This window comes from Sphingomonas sp. CFBP8993, from assembly GCF_034044895.1.
Classification (GTDB): Bacteria; Pseudomonadota; Alphaproteobacteria; order Sphingomonadales; family Sphingomonadaceae; genus Sphingomonas.
Genome location: NZ_JAXCWU010000002.1, coordinates 102,075 through 117,474 on the forward strand (window position 1 = coordinate 102,075; position 15,400 = coordinate 117,474).

The following is a 15,400-nucleotide window of genomic DNA, read 5'->3' on the forward strand; positions in this document are numbered from 1 at the left end:
TCAACTCCCGCTCGCCGTTACCGGCCAAATAGCAAGGCGGGCGGCGCTGACGCATATCGGCCCTTTCGATAAGCCCCCATTGCATGCGACTCGTTGACCTCTGTTCGGCCGTGGCACGCCTGCCGTTGACGGAATGAACGAACGGCAGAAGTCGGGCATCGTGCGGGTGCACTCGAATGACCGATTGTGGGTCCATCAGGACATCACCGCTTGCGGTCGCAAAAGTGTATCGAAACCGATTTTTGCGCAACGGACATTTGCGACAGCTCAATGGTCGTTTTTCGGTCAGCCGCCGGTGAGGTCACGGCTATCGCGGAACTCAGGATGATCGAAGCAACTTCTTCAAATTACGTCGGCAAGCGTGGGTTTCTACAGCGGGCAAGAGGAGTGAGCGCAAGGCGATCGGATGTTCGTCCTCGAACGCCCCCTCCGGCTTCCCGTCTAAGCAGCTAGGCGCCTGAAGCTACGCGTACCCGCTAAAAAGTTCGTAAGAAGCTTGGCATCGGCACAGCGCTCACGAAGCCCCACTGCTGCACATAGACGGTGATACCAGGATGAAACCGCGACTCTCTGCGTGCCATATGCCGTTAGAATTCAGACCATTCCTCGTCGACGATCGCAAGGGCGGTTCCATGCCGGCCAGTAACCGGACGACGCGATGCTCTACCCAGGTCACGACCGATTTGCGCGGCTCGTTCCTGCAGATCGTAGACCGGAGATGCGGACCGGTTGGGCGTATGGCGCATAGGTTCGTCGCCGTTACGGAAACGGGAGACCTCCGCAAGGAGGCGGTTAGCTTCCTCCGCAAGGCTACGGGCAGCGGCGGTAGCCTCCTCTACCATAGCAGCGTTCTGCTGCGTCACGCTGTCCATCTCGGATACAGCGGTATTGATCTGCTGCAGACCAGTCGCCTGCTGCTCAGCGGACGCTGCGATCGTTGACACCAACGTGCTGATCTCGCCGATCCGGCCTATGATCCGCTGAAGCGCCTTACCGGTCTCGCTGACCAGCCTCACACCTGCCTCTACCTGCTCAGACGACGCCACGATTTTGGACTTCACATCTTTGGCAGCGTCGGCAGAGCGCTGCGCCAGTGCGCGAACCTCTTCTGCAACGACAGCAAAACCCCTGCCTGCGTCACCTGCTCGCGCGGCCTCAACGCCTGCGTTGAGTGCCAACAGGTTCGTCTGGAAGGCGATGCCATCAATAATGCTGATGATATCGCTAATTTCTGTCGAAGCACGTTCGATCCCGCTCATAGCGTCGACCGCGCGACGCACGACCTCGCCTGAGCTTTCTGCCTCTGCGCGGGCGCTGCCCACGGCATCGTTAGCGCGGCGAGCGCTTGTCGCCGTTTCACGCACGGTTGAGGTAATCTCGTCCATGGCTGCGGCCGTCTCCTCCAACGAGGCAGCCTGCTGTTCGGTGCGCTGAGAGAGGTCGTCAGATGCCTGACGGATGTCGGCCGCTCCGCTGTTAATGCCATCGCTTGCCAAAGCCACCGCAGCGATGGTCTCGGAAACCGCGGCCATTGCACCATTAAAATCTACGCGAAGCGCTTCGTACTCTGGTTGGAAAGCGCGATCGATCCGGTGGGTAAGGTCGTTGGTAGCCAAGCGACCAAGCCCGCTACCGAGTGCTTCGACAACTTCACGTTGCGACGCCGACGCAATGGCGAGCGCTTTGCCGTTGCTCTGGAAGACATGCATCGCTTGCGCCATTCGGCCCACGCAATCGCGATGTTCGGTATAACGGATCGGCGAAGTCAGATCGTTGGCTGCCAACGCTTCCATGCGCACCACCGTATTAACATACGGGTCGCAGATCAGCTTACGGGAAACGAACGCGACAACCAGGACGCAACCAAGCGCAGACGCCGCGATTATGATCGACAACGCAGACGACAGCTGGTTCGCAGCCAAACCGATCGTAGCGCTCAACGACAGCACGGAGAGCGCGCTGTACACCGTAGCTAGGGCAACAAACTTAGCGCGGATTGGCGCATCTCGTTGAAACCAACGGATCATTCTGCTTTCCCCCGCGCGTCATAAGCTAACTGTGATCTATTTGCTTAGCGGCGGCCTATGCAATGCATTGCTAAACACCGTGTTAAATACACTCGTAACGAAACTGAGGTTTAGTCGCCGCTTAACAACGCCTCATGGATTGCGACCGAACGTACGCTGAAATCCTTGCCACCAGCGGCCCTTCACAAAGCGGCGCACGTCGAGTTCTGAACGACCAATATTGCTAGGCATCGTGGACAAAGCTTGACGGCGTGCCTCGCCACTGATTCAAGGCTGCCATTTGGGGGCAGGCTTGGGCGAGCGGATCGGTTTGTCGGATGAGGAATGGTCGCTGATCGGGCCGCTGCTACCGGCCGAGCGCGGACGTGGCTGTCGTCCCGCTGGTGACAACCGCCCCTTTTTCGAAGGCATGATGTGGATCGCGCGGACGGGTGCGCAATGGCGGCATTTGCCGGAGGAATATGGCAAGTGGAACAGCGTGTTTCGCCGCTACCGTCGCTGGGCGACGACGGGTGTGTTCGACGCCATGCTGGAGACGCTGGCCGGTGCGGTGGAACGCGATGGTCGCGCCGACATGATCGACAGCACCATTGTCCGGGCACACCATTGTGCCGTGGGCCTAAAAAAGGGACTGGCGCGACCGAGGCGCTTGGCCGATCGCGCGGCGGCTTCACTACCAAACTCCACGCCCGCTGCGATGTCAGAGGTCGTCCGCTCGCCTTCGTCCTGACGCCGGGCCAGGCGCACGATACGCAAGGCTTCGGCCCTCTGATGCGCATGATCGCCGACCGGATCGACGCTCTGCTTGCGGATAAAGGCTATGACAGCGACGCGGTACGCGACACCCTGACCAGCATGAACGTTGAGGCCGTGATCCCGGCTCGGCGCAACCGTCGCAACCCGGCTGCGTATGATCGGGGCAAGTACCGCTGGCGCAACCAGATCGAGCGACTGTTCAACAAACTCAAGAATTGGCGACGGGTCGCAACCCGATACGACAAAACCGCCGAGTCCTACATCGGCTTCGTCAGCCTCGCATCAGTCCTGCTCTGGCTGCCCTTTGTCCACGATGCCTAGTATCGAGCTTACGTGGGCCTCTAAACATACTTCGTGTCACACCAGTCGGTACATACGATACGTTCGTAATTTAGCAGTTATGCGACAGCAGTTCCGGGTGGGACAACCTGCGGCTTCAATGACATCGTCCTACGCACCTCTTCAGGCTCGGCAAGCGCTCGGGATGGTTTTCCAATCAGGTAGCCCTGGATACCCTGCCTAGCTAAACAGGTAGAAGCGCCTAATCAAACGCGGGTCTCCTGAACGAACGGCGGAAGTTGGGAAACGGAAGTAGTACGTTGGATGTCCGCTTCTGGGTCAAAATGCCTGCCGGTCGCCAAGCCGAGATTTACGGGTTACAAGGAATTTGGGATCAGGACAAAAAGGGCATCTCCGTTATAACCGAGCATGTTTCTCCTGACGCCTATGGCCTCCTCATTCTAGCACCTGAGATAGCCCTCGGCAGTGGATGGCTAGGGGGTGACAGGGTCGTTGGTCGCGCGGCCATCCGTGATCTGATGGAAGCGTCCGGTGACGGTGTCGCGTCAGGCGGGGCGATAGTTCCACGGCAGGAGTTCAGCGACGGGCCGGATGGTCGGCGATGCGACTGATGGTATTGGTCAGCCAAGCCTCGGGATCGACGCCGCTGAGCCTGGCGGTTTCTACGAGGCTGTAGATGCTGGCGGCGCGACGACCGCCTTGGTCGGAGCCGGCGAACAGCCAGTTCTTGCGACCGACGGCAATACTGCACAGCGAACGCTCGGCGGCATTGTTGTCGATCTCGAGGCGACCATCGTCGACATAGCGGGTCAGCGCCGTCCAGCGGGTGAGCGCGAACGACGTGCACTAGGTGGGCCTATCCGCATGAGTGGGCCATGTCACCGGGACATTCCGTCCCACACGGTCGACGACGCCGGGTCGAGGTGATGACCGTGCGATTCTGACCGGACGATCGCGGCAGCGCGTGCGCGGCAATCTCGCCCGCGAAACTCGCTGGGGCGATCGACGTCATCGTCTCACTGGTATCAATCCTTCCTCACCACCGACCCGTCGCTTCTGATCCATCGGACCTCGTCGTCACGCTGAAGGCCGTCGAGCGGGTCGAACGCCAGATCGGCGACCAGACGCAGCGTCTCTGGGTCTACGGCCTCGTCGAAGCGCATCGTGGCCTCCACGATCGGCACGAGGAGCTGCATGCGCTTGTCACCCTTCATGTTGCGTGCGGTGACGACCGCCTCGATCTGAGCCTTGCCGCTCGTGCCCGCGTCCAGCGCGACCGACACCTCAACCTCGAACGACTTCTCCTGTCGGAACGACGAACAGGACCATGTCAGCACGGAACCAGGTCCCTCCTCCTCGATATAGAAAGTGAACGGCTCGTGCCGCGAAGCCGGACCGAGGCGGCCGAAATCCATGTGTCGAAGTGGATCGTGGAAGAGGCGCGGACGAGGAGCCGGTTTTCCGAAAACGAGGACGTTGTAGGGTTCGGAGTGCAGCTCCGTGTTGCCGGAGCGCACCTCGAGCGAGAGGCCCTCGGCGGTGATCGGGCCAACGTTCTCGATCGTTATCCTCACGCGTTGCTGCGCGTGCAGCCGCTGCAGACCCAAATGCATGGCGGGCATGTCGCGCGCGATCAGTCGTTCGCGCCACTTCCTCTTGCGATCCTCGAACGAATGATCGCGACTGATCGACGCGAGGCCGAACGCATCTCCGCCGTTCTGCCGGGGCGCCGCTCGCAGGACTGCGTTCTGAATCGCTGCCCTTTGCTCTTCCGATGCGGGCTGCACGACCAGCTTGCGCCAAGGGGTCTGCGTGATCGCCTCCACGAGCACCTTGATCTCGGGCTGCTCTGTTCTGAGCACCCGTAGCTCGCGCTCCAGACGTGCCTTCTCGCGTTCGTCCGGAGACGGCTCCGGCTCGCGGAGCCAGTGTTCGGGCAGCTTAATCGCGCCGAGACCATGCGTGATCGCGCCATCGCGCGGCCGCATGTCGTGGCTGAGCAGTTCGAGTTTCGTCCGATCGTCGACACGCGCGTTCAGGGCCTGCGCCACGATCCGGTCGTCCCCGTCGTCGCGATCAAGATCGTCGAGGGCATCCCAGTCGATCCTTGCGTTGGCGACGAGAGCGACGTCGACGCGCGGCGGCACGGCGAGAAGTTCGGCGGGAGAGCGACTTTCGAGGAAGGTGTCGAGCAGCTTGTTGAAGCTGCGAGCGCGTGTGCCCAGACGGCCATCGTTCTTCTTCGCGTCGATCTCACTCTGCGCCTGGCGGCACACCAGCAGTAGGATGGGTCCCTGCCCGAACTCGCTCCAGGGTAGTTGATCCAGCGGCTTGGTCTCCAGGACGACCTGGGTATCGATAATGAGAACCCGGTCGTAGGCCGAGGTGTTCAGAGCTGCGGGCATGACGACATCATGCCTCTCGCAACGCATGGCGGCAACCGGGACATACCGCACCACGGCCCCTGGGTTCGCTACTCCAATTCTTCCGAGCCGATCTTGGGAGGGCTCGCAGTGATGGCGGTATCGACGTGCGTCGCTCCATTGCGGAACGTCCGGAATGGAAAACTGACCTTGTCGGACCCCCGAGCTTCTCTGCTCAGCCACATGGCATCGGGCAACAACATGCCAGTCGCCTATGGCCGATTCGTGGAGCGGATCGGGGTGACCGGACGGCGTCGCGGTCGTTCGGTGCGGCCGAAGACGGCGACCACGCTCTCCCGGCGCGTCGGCATCGTTCGCGGCACGATCGATACGGAAGGGGCCGACTACTCTGACGGCGGCGTCGATAATCTTCACGGCTGATCCGGTCGATGGGGCAGGGGAGGCTCTCCGCTTGCCGCCATGCGCTAATCGTCTTCGGCTGGTCGGTTTTCCGGCGGTCCTGAGCGGGGGCGGCGTTTGCAGTGTGCTTGAAATCCGACCTCGCAAGGGTTCAGATACTGGACGGCCGCCTTGATCCGTTCCGGTGGCTCACGGATCAAACAGCAGGAACGGCCTCGTGCTTCGCCGAGAAAGTTGCTTGTTTCGACGGTAGGCGCGACGATCTGCCGCGTCGCGCCGAACGATCGAGGATCGCCGGATAGCGCCCGCCACCTGGCAATCACGTCGCTCGACTCGCGGAGGGACATCAACCGCTGCCCGGATGACGCTCGGACTCTGCGGGGGTATGACGGGACATGTCGATCAAAATCACCATGTATTCCGTTGGCCTCGGCGCCGCGATGCTCCTCGAATTTCGTCGTGGCGATCGGACCGTTACGGTGCTGGCTGATGGAGGCGACGCCGGTGCGGGCATTCGCGTCGCAGACGAGGTCGCTGAGACGCTCGGTCCTATCGGAGGGGCGGCGGGGCCCGCACAGCCGCTCGACCTCGTGATCGGCACCCATTACGACGAGGATCATCTCGACGGCCTTACCGAGCTGGTCGGCAGGGGCGTGACCATACCGGTCCGGGAGATCTGGCTCCCACCGGTCGCCGACGACACGCTGTCGAGGTCGGGGTCGGGGTCCACGGACGTGACGGGGCGTGCGCCGAAGGATGAGGACACGCTCGCGACGCGCTTCGCTGGCGATGGAGGGCACGAGGCGTACGGTGCCTATCTGCGGAACAAGGCAGCCACGCTCGATCAGCTGGACAAGTTCGAGCAAGTATTCGAGCTGCGCAGTGGAACGGACGAGCCGGATGCAGATTCCTCTCGCGATCTCGGAGGCCGCGACGAGGCGCTCGGTCTGACGCGGTTCCGTAGGGTCAGGCGCGCCGCCCGATGCAGGCTCGCCGTGTCCGGTGTCGAGCATGTCTCCGGCGGGGATGTCCTTGAGACGGGGGCGCTCGCTAGACACGCGCGGTATGTCTGGGATCTGTCGCATCCTGACGTGGTGCCGATGGAGCTGATGCGGTTCGCGGCGCGAGGCCCCGTGGAACGGCCTCTTCTCGAAATGGCGGTGGCATCGATCCGCAATGCGGTTTGTACGGACGCGATCAACGCGGGGGCGCTGATCCGTCTCGTTGATGCGCTGCGAGCGCGTCCCGAGATAAGGCGGCGTCAGATCTGGTGCGAGGAAGGTCAGCCGATCGAATTCGGCTTCGACGGGGCGAGCGGTCGGTTCGACCGCAGGTCGGTCCGAGGGCAGGGACCTCGGCTCACGCTGTTGGGACCGACCGAGAGGCTCGTTGCCGAGAGACGGGACATACTACCGGTCGGCGCCCTCGCGATGACCCGACTCCAACCCTACGAGCGGTTAAAGGATCTGACCGACAGCAACCAGCTGAGCTACGTCGTGCGCTTCGATCACGAGGAGCAGGGCGTGCTCATCACGGGCGATACCGGCTTCGACGGCTTCGCGGTGGGATCTGACCGCGTGAGGCGCTATTATCCGCGCATGGTCCGCCATCTCCGCGATCTCTCGGTGATCCAGGTGCCTCATCACGGCGGCATCTGCCGTCACTTCTACCGTGTGCTCGACGACGCGGGCTTTCCGCAGATGTCGAAGCCCGTTTACCTGCTGCTTTCGCACGAGCAGGGATCCGCTCATCGACCAGGCGATCAATTCATGAACTACGTCAACAGACTGGGCACCGGTCATCCCGCCCGGCTGCTCTTCACCGCGATGCCGCGGGCGGACAAGGCGAGCGCGCTTCGCCCCCTGGCGGAGCCGGCCACCATCGTACCGGCCGCGCTGCCTCGAGATGTGGTGCTGGAATTCGACGGCACATGGAGGGCCGTGCGTCACTCCGTCCAGTTGTGAACTGCCTCCCCTGCTCTCCCTGACCGGTGATCACACGGGTCGAAGCCCATGCGGCCAAGCGCATCAGGACACCTCGAGATGACGGATCGCCGTTGCTTGCGTCATGTTGCCGGCATTCGGTCGCCCGAGTTTGCTACGCTGGCTCGACCGTTCCGATCGCGTCGGATCGCTGATTCCGGGGCCGGCTTCAGCCACGCCTCGGCGGCTTCGCGATCCCATCCCGCAACACCCAGCCGGCGCACTCCGTCCGCGGCGAGCATCTTCACCAATGTCCGACCCTTCCCGCTGCGGATGGACAGCTCGGCGAACGACATGTGACGGCGGGCGTGACGGAGCACCGCGTCACGACGCAGCCTTCCATCGGGAAGCACCGCATGGCGTAGCTCCCGTTCCAGCGCGTCAAGTAGGCGCCGCGGCGTGAGGTTCAGGACGTCCGCGGCATCGATCCTGCTGAGTTCCGCGGCTCCGTCACCCTGTGGGACGTCTCCGATGAGCCGGAGCGCCGGTACTTCGGAGACCGGGATGGCGATCCGATCGACCAGACGGTTCGAACCCCCGATCTCGCGTGGGCTCGTGATGGGCAGTGCACCGGACGCTGCCTCGGCGAGGATCAGGCCCCACGGCTTCTCGCCACCGATCGCCCGAGCGGCTCTACGGAGCGTGATCGTCGCGGCGTCGATCGGCAGGGTGCGGAGATGTATCCGAGATCTGAGCGCAGCGAGACCGGTGCGCGAGACCTGTCGCCCGTGACGCAGGAGCTTCAGCGCCGGGTCGGAGTGCTCATTCAGCTCCCCGAGGTCGACGAGCTGCGCGACCCCCGCCTGCGTTATGCCAAGTTGGTCCGCGGCCTCGGCGAAACTCGCGCAGTCCGTCTTCAGAACGCTGAGCCTCTCGACGAAGGCGCGGTCCAGACCGACGCAGAGGCGGCGCGAGGGGGTGACGTCGATCGCCTCGAACGGTCCCTTTTCGACCAGCCTGCGCAGGGTGCGGGGATTGATGCGGAGTTCCCGCCTCGCGTCATCGCTGTTGACGAGGGGACCGTGGAGCCCTCCGATCGCCACCCTAGCCCGGCCGATGAGTTCCGGCACCGTCCGGCCGAGCAGTTCGGCCTGTTCGGGCCAGCCGGTTCGCTTCGCAACCATGGAGCGGAGTCCGCGCAGCGCCTGCTTCGCCCGCGCCGCATCGTCAGCGACCGCCCCGCGAAGCATGGTTCGCAGCGCGGCGGGCCAATCGCCGATGATCTCGGCTCCGCGACGAAGGACGTCCATCCGCACGTCGGCCGGCAGCGAGGGATCGTCGGCCCGCGTGCCGTTCACGCGGCGATCGAACAGACGGGCGATCGACCAGCCGAGATCGAAGACCGCACCTCGGCCGAGGCCGTGAAGCTCGGTGGGGATGGTGGCCTCCAGCGCGACCCTCGCGTCCAGTCGGGGATCGAGCAGGCGCGTCATGAGCGACGTCTCCCGAAAGGCGGCCTCGTCCGGACGACTCCCTCTCGAGGCGCGCGCCGCGTCCCCGCATACCGAACAATGGTCGAGCCTCCGGGCCGCCGACCATTCCAGCCGGCGTTCGCAGCGAGCGCAGTGGTCGAACAGCGGTTCCCCGGTTTGGGGACAGAACGGTATCGTCGCCACATGCCAGAGGGCGCGATGATGACCGGTGCCGGGAAGCGCGGCAGGGATACGCCGCAGCTGCGGGCGGAGATCGAAGCTTCGCACTTCCGTGCCGTGGAACCCCCTCAGCCCCACGAAGGGTGCGGCGCGTCGGGCGGCGTACAACCGCGCGTCGATCTCACCGGGAGCGGTCCTCATGGCTTCGGCCAGGCGGTCGGCATCCACGTCGTCGCGCAGCGCGAGATTGCTCCACGCGTGCGGCGCCGCCACCGCCTCGCGCAACAGGACGCCCGTCGAGGGCAGACCGTTCTCGAAGGCGCATCTCCGGACCAAGCCAACGAGGCTCTCGTCGGGCTCGGGCGGGATGGCGCGCAGCACCTTCTTGACGGGCGGTGTGACCTCCACGTTCAGGCGCGCCTGAACGGGTTGGCGGCCCCGCGGTTCTGGCCGTCGCTCCATCCGTCGATCGCCCGCGCGAGGTCGAACGGCTCGATGCGCTCCGCCGCCCGGAGATGGGCGTGGTCGGATGCTTCGCGGATGACGTTGATCATGGCGCCGATGACGCCGCCGCCGACCTCCATGAGGATGTTGACCAGTCGAGGATCGTGGAGTCCGGCGGGCCGGTCGTGTAGCTTCGCCGCGACCATCGCGGCATCGAAGCGCTTGAGGAACTCTCCAAGGAGATCGAGGTCTGCGTCGGAGGCCGGATCGAGACGCCGGATGTCGGCGGGCGTCACCATCCGATTGACGAGCTGGACGTTGCTCTCGAGGAGTCTGCGGCCCTCCTCGTCGCCAAGCAGCGCGAGCGACGTGACGCCGGCGTCGAGCAGACGCTTGAAGGCATCGGTGGCGGCCAGACCGTCCTTCGACCTGTAGAAGAGGTGCTGGACCTCGTCGACGAGGAGGAGCGACGTCCCGGAGCGCAGGATGGCGTCGACCGCACGCTTCCTGAGGGATTCGACGCTGCCCTCGTCTGCGAAGCCATCGTGGTAGGCGTGGAGGATCGACGACCACATCCGCTTGACGGTGCAGGCCTGCTCGAGATCCACGTAGACGGCCGGACGTTCCCCGTCCGCGTGGTGCCCCCGCGCGGTCACCTTCTTCACGAACGTCTTCGCGAGGGTCGACTTGCCCGCGCCCGAGCTTCCGGTCACGCGGATGGCGTACTGCCGGGTGCCCCGACGTCCGGCGGTCTGCGCCCTGAGCCGATCCATCGCCTCGAAGGGCCCGCGGTGGACGGGATTGGCGACGTAGATGGCGAGGATGGCGGCGGAGCGGCGCGAGAGCTCCGCGTCGTCCAACCGGTCGGCCCTGGCTTCGGGCCAACCCGTCTTCGGCTGTAGTTCCGCCTTGCTGAAGGTCATCTTTCGTCTCCGATGGTCGGGCTGGATCAGTTGAAGTCCTTGAAGCGCTCGTCCTCGTCGACGGGCGGCTCCCAGAGCGGGGGCTCGAAGCCGCCGAGGTCCTGGTCCGCCTCGTCGGCTCCAGGGCCGGCGACCTCGGCGTTCGGGTCCGGGCGCGATCCGCCGGGCCGGGACGGATCCGCCCGCAGGGTGAAACCTGCGGAACGGGGCGGCTCGGGGCGATCGTCCGCGCTCACGGCGGGCTGGGCGTCGTCCTCGGCGTCGTTCGACCGCATGGAAGGACGACTTGGCGGTCGGTGCAGGTCGTCGCGATATGCATGCGCGGGTTCGTGCGCGACGATCGGACCGAGACCATCGTGGCGGGGCTCGGCGACGGCGTGCTCGGCCGCGCAGACCGCGCTCGGCGCCTCGCCCTCGACGAAGCGTGCGGCGACGCGGCGCTCCTGCATCTTGAGCTGAGGGAGATGCTCCTGGATGCTGCGGTTGAGTTCGGCGCGTGCGACGAGGCGGTCCTCCTCGGTCTCGATCCTGAGTCGCTCGCGCTTGGCGAAGGCGCGGATCTGCTTGTGCTGCCACAGCGACAGGCCCGACGCGTATTCGTGATCCGTGCAGCGGAGCCGGACCCAGTCGCGGCCCACCTCCACCCAGACGTGTCCGAGATCGGCCGGATCGTATCGGACCTTGACCGTGCAGGCGGTGGTGGCGTCCAGCCGGCTGCGGTGCGGTTCGGAGCCCGCCAGACGGTCGATGATGAGCCGCCGCATGTCGGCTGATTTGTAGGTGAGGTTCGAGAACATCCTGACCCCACCGTTCGCCGTGATGCGGCGGCCGTGGACGACGACGCCGAAGAGGGCGTCGAGCTTCGCTTCGGAATCGAGCACGTGGCGGTGGCCCAGCGCCATGGACGACTCCCATCGTTCGACCGGACTGGTCGAGATGCCGCTGTGAAGCCGCGTGTGGTAGTAGAACAGGAACGCCTCGATCAGCATCTCGAGCGTCTCGAGCGTCAGCACCGCCTCGGTCGACGGATTGATCCCGAGCTTCCGCAGCTGGGACGGATCGAGGGTGTGCCCGGGCAGCTTCGAGAGGAGATACTGCTTGAGGGTATGGAAGAACCGCTCGATCATCGCCTTCGCGCGCGGCATTGCGACCGGCGCGATCTGGACGGTGATGCCGAGGGAGGCGCACGTCTCGATGAAGCTCGGCGAGACGTAGTTCTTACCGTTGTCGACGATGATCGTGGAGAACTTCCCCCCGATCCTCGCGAGCGCGGGACGTCTCCTGAGCCGATCGGGTCGCACGATCTTTGATCGATTTGCCCGACGGAGCACTAGGGCGGCCGTGTGGTGGGACGGCGGGGTGAAGCTGATGGCGATGCCGGGGACCGCCCGGGAGAACGCGTCCAGAAGGGCGCCGAGATACGGACGGCCGGCGACGCCCCGATGCACGACCGTGATGCAGTCGAGGACCGTCTCGTCCATGATGCCGACCTCGAGGATGCGCGAGGGCCTGAGCCCCTCTCCGCCGCCGTCGAACTTCCGCCTCGCGGCGGGCTCGCCCATCTTGGCGGCGTAGGCGTCGCGGCAGAGCAGCGCGTTGATGCGCCTGCGCATCGTCTCGCGGTTGATCTCCGGTAGGGGCGGCTCGCCGGTCAGGGTGCGCCTGCCGTTCTCCTTCCGCCGTTCGGCGGCCGCGTCGGCGGTGGCGTCCACGATGGTCCAGCCGCGCTTCTTCTCATACCAGTGGGCATGGGCGTGCCGATCGTAGATCGCGTTCAGCGCCGGATCGATGGGCGACCGCCGCGGGACCCTGCCGGACCGGCTCATCATGTCCTCGAGGCCCACCTGCTCCACGTCGGCGCGTCCGACCCATGCACGGACGCGGCGGTTCTCCGGCTGCGGGCCGAAGCGCTCCTGCCATCCGTTCTCCGACCAGATCGCCCGCACTTGCTTCCCCAGATCGGGGGACGTCGGATCGATGCCGCGGTCCCGCAGCCCGCGCACGATGCCGAGCCTCGCCTCCGCATACGGGTCCAGCTTCTCGATCTCGTCCCGCTCGTACGTCCGCACGGGAAGGGGTGCGGTGGAACGATGGCCGTCGCGTCGGCGGATGATGTTCAGATCGCCAGACGCGGACAGATCCTCGATGAACGATCCGTCCGGCAGGTGGCGCTCGCCCGTGACCGGATCCTCGATCCTGAAGAGCTCGCCGCTGGGCAGCAGACGGACGTCCAGCAGACCGTCGCCGATCTCCCGGTCTATCAGGATCTCGCGGCCGTCGGGCAGTCTGATCTCGGCGCCGATCAGGTTAGCGATCTGGAGCTTATCCATCGTCGTCTCCGGAAGGGTGCGGCTGGTCGCGCAGGAGCGTTGCTCGGCCGCCGGCATCGGTCTGGTCGTGGCGGGCCACTCGGGCGGCAGAGGCGCGCCTCGTCGGCTCGCCCCCGCCGCCGGATCAGCGGCGAAGGGAGGGGAGTCGCCCGACGGCGACGGGCGCTGCGCGGCATTCGGCCCGGCCGTCGAGCCGGCCATCGAGGTCGATGTCGACGATGCGGCGCGCCATGAGGGCGTACGCCCGCGCGCGACCGTTGGCCGGATCGTTGTGCAGGACGGCGCCGAGGGTCTCGAGCGCGACGGGCCCGTCGGCGAGCAGGCGGGTCGCCCGCGAGACGAGGCTGTCGGACACGTGCACGAAACGGCAGGACGCCACCTCGCAGACGTTCGCCCGGCGCCGCGGGGATCCGGAATGGGCAAGGACCCGACGCTCGTACCTCCACCCGAGGGCACGGGCGGCGAGGCCACCGAGGACCGTCTGGATGGCGCCGTCGCGGGTACGGAATCCCGACCAGTCGCGCTTGCACTCGATGAGCGCACGCTCGCCGTTGACGCGCAGGACCGCCGCGTCGACGATCGTGCGCAGCCAGACGCCATCGACGAGCGCCTCTATGCGCATCGGTTGGGAGATGGCGGCGACCGTGACGGGGCAGACCTCCTGCTGCTCGATCATCGAGCACTCGGTCTCCGCTTCGCCGTATCGGACGCAGCGATACCGGCGCGACGGATAGGCGATGGTCCGCACGACCTTGGTGCCGGTCAGCACGGTGCGGAGCTGTCCCCCGTCCGATGCGCGCACGATGATGAGGCGGGACACCTTCGAGGCATCGATCGGCGACCCCTGCGCCGCCGAAGCGACGAGGTCGGAATGCACGACGTGCTCGACGGCACGCTCGCGTCGGGCCGACGCGCGGCCGGAGGGGACGGTGGCGGGGATGTTTCCGGCGGTGTCCATCACGGGACTTCTCCTCGTCGGTGGGATGGGTGGGGGTGGGACGGGTCCGCTTGCGGATCACCGTCCCGGATCGCGTCATCCGCGGCGGCGGCGATGCCCGACGCTCGAGGCCCGCTTCGTCGCGAGCAGCTCTTTGCCGGAGAACAGGACGCCTGCGGCGCGCAGTTCGGTCATGGCGATGCGCGCGGAGGTCTGGTCGTGGACCCCGAGGGCGCCGGCATGGCGACGGGCACGCCGGAGCGCGGCGTCGATCTGGAGCAGCCGGCGCTCCTCGGCGGCCTTCCCGCGCGGGTCGAGGACGTGGCGACCGACGGGCGGCTTGCCGGCGCGGGCGGTGATCGGGAGGTGCGCGTCGTCCCGGCGCCGAGCCGCGCGGCGGAAGCGACGGGGCGCCACCCGCGTGGTGCGCGGGAGGGCGACGACCTCCGCCTCGCCGCTGGCGATGGCGCGCTCGAGCGCCGCTTCGTTGGTGCGGATGATCCTGGGAACGCTGTTCGGCGAGTCCGAGAGGTCGATCTTGACGATCGAGACGACGGTCGTGCCGTCGGCGGCGATGTGGCGCCGCACCTCGCCGAGCCCGCCCTTGAGGAGCAGGACGGCGCCGCTGATCACGGGGCGCTGATGCAGAATGGTGGTCTTGGGCATGGTCGTTCCTTGGCTGCTGCGTCGACTGGGTATCGGGATGCGAAGGCCGCCCAGGGGGCGGACGGTCGCTGCGGCGCACGGCGGGCGCAGCGGGAGCGCGGGAAGACGGCATCACGCGTCCTGCCTGCGGCGCTCGCGGCGCCAGAAGCGGAGCGTGTGGACGGAGTCGTGAGGGCCCCAGCGGGACTCGATGTCGGGGCCCCAGTTCGCATGGAGCCAGATCGACATCGCCTTGGCGCCGAGCGGAACGCCGGCGGCGTCGAGCATGTCGCACTGGAAGGAGATCTTCGCCGCGGACGATTCCGTCGGCTCCTCCGCCGGCATGTCCGATCTCACCACTGCGGCTCGCCCCGCCGCGACGAGGTCGATCCACATCTGGCGCGTCGGCAGACGGAGATCGCCACGCGCGCCCTCCTGCACGAGGAAGATCGTGCTGGTGGCCACGTGGGCGAGCAGGAGCCGCCGACCGATGTGCGCGACGACCCTGTGCATCTCCCGGTCCAGGCTCACCAGCGATCCGGCGGGTGGCACCTGGGTCGGATCGACCGGGGCGGCCGGTCCCACGCCTTGCCGGTCTCCGGAGTGGACGCAGCGCATGGACCGGCGCTGCCGGACGGTGTTAATCTGTATGGGGCGATCGTTCATGACCCAGAATCTATG

Annotated in this window: 10 protein-coding genes and 2 pseudogenes; 3 read left to right on the top strand and 9 right to left on the bottom strand. The window is 65.9% G+C overall.

Annotated elements, in window-relative coordinates:
• Positions 1–587: 587 nt before the first annotated feature.
• Positions 588–2,027, bottom strand: coding sequence for a methyl-accepting chemotaxis protein (locus tag SOM26_RS03560; RefSeq protein WP_320451372.1), 1,440 nt, complete (start codon positions 2,025–2,027; stop codon positions 588–590).
• Between the two features lie 310 nt (positions 2,028–2,337).
• Here SOM26_RS03560 and SOM26_RS03565 point away from each other — a divergent pair.
• Positions 2,338–3,104: pseudogene (locus SOM26_RS03565) on the top strand (IS5 family transposase).
• 539 nt (positions 3,105–3,643) lie between these two features.
• Here the strand turns inward: SOM26_RS03565 and SOM26_RS03570 are convergent.
• Both SOM26_RS03570 and SOM26_RS03575 read right to left on the bottom strand, forming a co-directional pair.
• Positions 3,644–3,920, bottom strand: a pseudogene (locus tag SOM26_RS03570) (IS66 family transposase); the annotation flags it as partial.
• Positions 3,921–4,108: 188 nt separating this feature from the next.
• A complete protein-coding gene (locus SOM26_RS03575) occupies positions 4,109–5,488 on the bottom strand; it encodes a hypothetical protein (RefSeq protein WP_320451373.1) in 1,380 nt (459 codons plus the stop codon).
• Between the two features lie 168 nt (positions 5,489–5,656).
• On the opposite strand from SOM26_RS03575, the gene SOM26_RS03580 reads away from it, so the two are divergent.
• Entirely contained in the window at positions 5,657–5,887 is a 231-nt protein-coding gene (locus SOM26_RS03580; RefSeq protein ID WP_320451374.1) for a hypothetical protein, read from the top strand.
• 374 nt (positions 5,888–6,261) lie between these two features.
• Positions 6,262–7,830 carry a ComEC/Rec2 family competence protein gene (locus SOM26_RS03585; protein WP_320451375.1) on the top strand — a complete coding sequence of 523 codons (1,569 nt, stop codon included), beginning with the start codon at positions 6,262–6,264 and terminating at the stop codon, positions 7,828–7,830.
• Between the two features lie 101 nt (positions 7,831–7,931).
• Here SOM26_RS03585 and SOM26_RS03590 read toward each other — a convergent pair whose 3' ends face one another.
• The 6 genes from SOM26_RS03590 to SOM26_RS03615 all read right to left on the bottom strand — a co-directional run bounded on the left by SOM26_RS03590 (position 7,932) and on the right by SOM26_RS03615 (position 15,385).
• Positions 7,932–9,848: a TniQ family protein gene (locus SOM26_RS03590; protein WP_320451376.1), complete on the bottom strand. Its 1,917-nt coding sequence runs from the start codon at positions 9,846–9,848 to the stop codon at positions 7,932–7,934.
• Between the two features lie 2 nt (positions 9,849–9,850).
• Positions 9,851–10,807, bottom strand: coding sequence for an ATP-binding protein (locus SOM26_RS03595; protein ID WP_320451377.1), 957 nt, complete (start codon positions 10,805–10,807; stop codon positions 9,851–9,853).
• Between the two features lie 26 nt (positions 10,808–10,833).
• Entirely contained in the window at positions 10,834–13,194 is a 2,361-nt protein-coding gene (locus SOM26_RS03600; protein WP_320451378.1) for a TnsB C-terminal domain-containing protein, read from the bottom strand.
• A gap of 67 nt (positions 13,195–13,261) precedes the next feature.
• Positions 13,262–14,098, bottom strand: a complete 837-nt coding sequence (locus SOM26_RS03605) for a hypothetical protein (protein ID WP_320451379.1) — start codon at positions 14,096–14,098, stop codon at positions 13,262–13,264.
• 72 nt (positions 14,099–14,170) lie between these two features.
• Entirely contained in the window at positions 14,171–14,740 is a 570-nt protein-coding gene (locus SOM26_RS03610) for a hypothetical protein (RefSeq protein WP_320451380.1), read from the bottom strand.
• Between the two features lie 111 nt (positions 14,741–14,851).
• Positions 14,852–15,385 (bottom strand): hypothetical protein, encoded by a 534-nt coding sequence (locus tag SOM26_RS03615; protein WP_320451381.1) that lies wholly within the window; start codon positions 15,383–15,385, stop codon positions 14,852–14,854.
• Between the last annotated feature and the right edge of the window lie 15 nt (positions 15,386–15,400).

What these genes read in the sequence shown, in the direction of transcription:
- SOM26_RS03560 (WP_320451372.1), bottom strand. Translation starts at nt 2,027, where the DNA reads ATGATCCGTTGGTTTCAACGAGATGCGCCAATCCGCGCTAAGTTTGTT.
- SOM26_RS03575 (WP_320451373.1), bottom strand. Translation starts at nt 5,488, where the DNA reads ATGCCCGCAGCTCTGAACACCTCGGCCTACGACCGGGTTCTCATTATC.
- SOM26_RS03585 (WP_320451375.1), top strand. Translation starts at nt 6,262, where the DNA reads ATGTCGATCAAAATCACCATGTATTCCGTTGGCCTCGGCGCCGCGATG.
- SOM26_RS03595 (WP_320451377.1), bottom strand. Translation starts at nt 10,807, where the DNA reads ATGACCTTCAGCAAGGCGGAACTACAGCCGAAGACGGGTTGGCCCGAA.
- SOM26_RS03600 (WP_320451378.1), bottom strand. Translation starts at nt 13,194, where the DNA reads ATGCCGGCGGCCGAGCAACGCTCCTGCGCGACCAGCCGCACCCTTCCG.
- SOM26_RS03610 (WP_320451380.1), bottom strand. Translation starts at nt 14,740, where the DNA reads ATGCCCAAGACCACCATTCTGCATCAGCGCCCCGTGATCAGCGGCGCC.
- SOM26_RS03615 (WP_320451381.1), bottom strand. Translation starts at nt 15,385, where the DNA reads ATGAACGATCGCCCCATACAGATTAACACCGTCCGGCAGCGCCGGTCC.